The following is a 2018-nucleotide window of genomic DNA, read 5'->3' as shown; positions in this document are numbered from 1 at the left end:
AGCTTGCCTCGCGATCTTTTAGAAGATCAAAAGATCGCGAGGCAAGCTCGCTCCTACAGAAGGTCAGGTTTTTAATTCGATACAGGAGCTTTTATGAAACTGCTGCGCTACGGCGAAAAAGGTCAGGAAAAACCCGGTCTGCTCGATGCCCAAGGCAACATCCGTGATGTGTCGGCGCATATCGCCGATGTCGCAGGCAAGGCGCTGGAGCCTGCAAGCCTTGAAGCCCTGAGTAAAATCGACCCGGCCAGTCTGCCGCTGGTCAACGGCTCGCCACGTATCGGCGCTTGCGTCGGGCAGGTCGGCAAGTTCATTTGCATCGGCCTTAACTACGCCGACCACGCCGCTGAATCCGGGCTGGCCGTGCCGTCGGAGCCGGTGGTTTTCAACAAGTGGACCAGCGCCATTTGCGGCCCCAATGATGACGTCGAAATCCCTCGCGGCTCGGTCAAGACTGACTGGGAAGTCGAGCTGGGCGTGGTCATCGGCAAAGGCGGCCGCTACATCGACGAGAGCAACGCCCTGGACCACGTCGCCGGTTACTGCGTGATCAACGATGTCTCCGAGCGTGAATGGCAACTGGAACGCGGCGGCACCTGGGACAAAGGCAAGGGTTTTGACACGTTCGGCCCCATTGGCCCATGGCTGGTGACCCGTGACGAAATCCGCGACCCGCACCAACTCAAACTGTGGCTTGAGGTCGACGGACAGCGCTACCAGAACGGCAATACCAACACCATGGTGTTCCAGATCCCGGCGCTGATTGCCTACCTGAGCCGCTGCATGTCGCTGCAACCGGGCGACGTGATTTCTACCGGTACGCCGCCGGGTGTGGGCCTTGGGGTCAAGCCGGAGCCGGTGTTCCTGCGCGCCGGCCAGCAGATGCGCCTGGGCATCGAAGGGCTGGGCGAACAGCAGCAACGCACGATTCAAGCAGACTGATCCAGCGCCTCAAATAAATATAAGAAACAGGAGCAACACATGCGCATCCTCATCACTGGCGGTACCGGTTTTATCGGCAAGCAACTGGCTCAACGCCTGACAGATTTGAACACCCTGACGCTGGAAGGCGAAGCACCGCGCACCATCGAACGCATCGTGCTGTTCGACGCCTTTGCCGGTGAAGACGTGCCCAATGACCCGCGCATTGAGCTGGTGACCGGGGATGTTGCCGACCCTGAAGTGATCGCCCGTGTCACCGATGGCGTGGACCTGGTGTGGCACCTGGCGGCAGTGGTCAGCTCGGCCGCCGAGGCGGATTTTGACTTGGGCATGCAGGTGAACTTGCACGGCCTGATGCTGCTCCTCGAAACCCTACGCAAGCAAGGCACCGCGCCGCGTCTGGTGTACGCAAGCGGCTTCGCGGTGTTCGGCGGCAAGCTGCCGGAGGTGGTAGACGACAACACCGTGCTCACCCCGCAATCGTCCTATGGCATGCAAAAAGCCGTCGGTGAATTGCTGGTGGCCGACTACGCCCGCAAAGGCTTTGTGGATGGCCGCGTGTTGCGCCTGCCGACCGTGGCCGTGCGCCCCGGCAAACCGAACAAAGCCGCGTCGACCTTTTTTAGCTCGATCATCCGCGAGCCGCTGGTGGGCCTGCCTGCCGTGTGCCCGGTGCGCCCCGACACCCGCGTGTACCTGACCTCGCCACGACGCATTGTCGAGTCGATGTTGCTGGGTATGACCCTGTCGCCGCAGACCCTGGGCGGCGAGCGCATCATCCCGCTGCCGGGCGTGACCACCACCGTGGCCGACATGGTCGCGGCGCTGCAACGTGTGGCCGGTGACAAAGCCACGCAACTGATTCGCTGGGAGCCGGATGCAACCATCCAGCGTATTGTCGAAAGCTGGCCAAGCAAGGTTGAAGCCCCGCGTGCCCGTGCACTGGGCTTTACCGCCGACCCGGACTTCGACGCCATCGTGCGTGCGCACATAGAAGATACTGCACAGTAAACACCCCTGTAGGAGCGAGCTTGCCTCGCGATCTTTTGATCGTTTAAAAGATCGCGAGGCAAGCT

The 2018-nt window shown here is 61.3% G+C and carries 2 protein-coding genes; both read left to right on the top strand.

Translation table 11 applies throughout. The features are described from left to right. The first annotated feature begins 93 nt into the window (after nt 1–93). A complete protein-coding gene (locus QMX84_RS26265) occupies nt 94–942 on the top strand; it encodes an ureidoglycolate lyase (RefSeq protein WP_282365150.1) in 849 nt (282 codons plus the stop codon). Nucleotides 943–981: 39 nt separating this feature from the next. Beyond that, complete coding sequence (gene denD, locus QMX84_RS26260) at nt 982–1953, top strand: D-erythronate dehydrogenase (RefSeq protein WP_282365149.1); 972 nt, start codon at nt 982–984, stop codon at nt 1951–1953. Nucleotides 1954–2018 lie beyond the last annotated feature (65 nt).

Source organism: Pseudomonas sp. PS01297 (genome assembly GCF_029959305.1).
In the GTDB taxonomy this organism is placed as follows: domain Bacteria; phylum Pseudomonadota; class Gammaproteobacteria; order Pseudomonadales; family Pseudomonadaceae; genus Aquipseudomonas; species Aquipseudomonas helleri.
The sequence above is the reverse complement of the archived record's forward strand: the minus strand, read 5'-3'. Positions and strand labels throughout refer to the sequence as shown.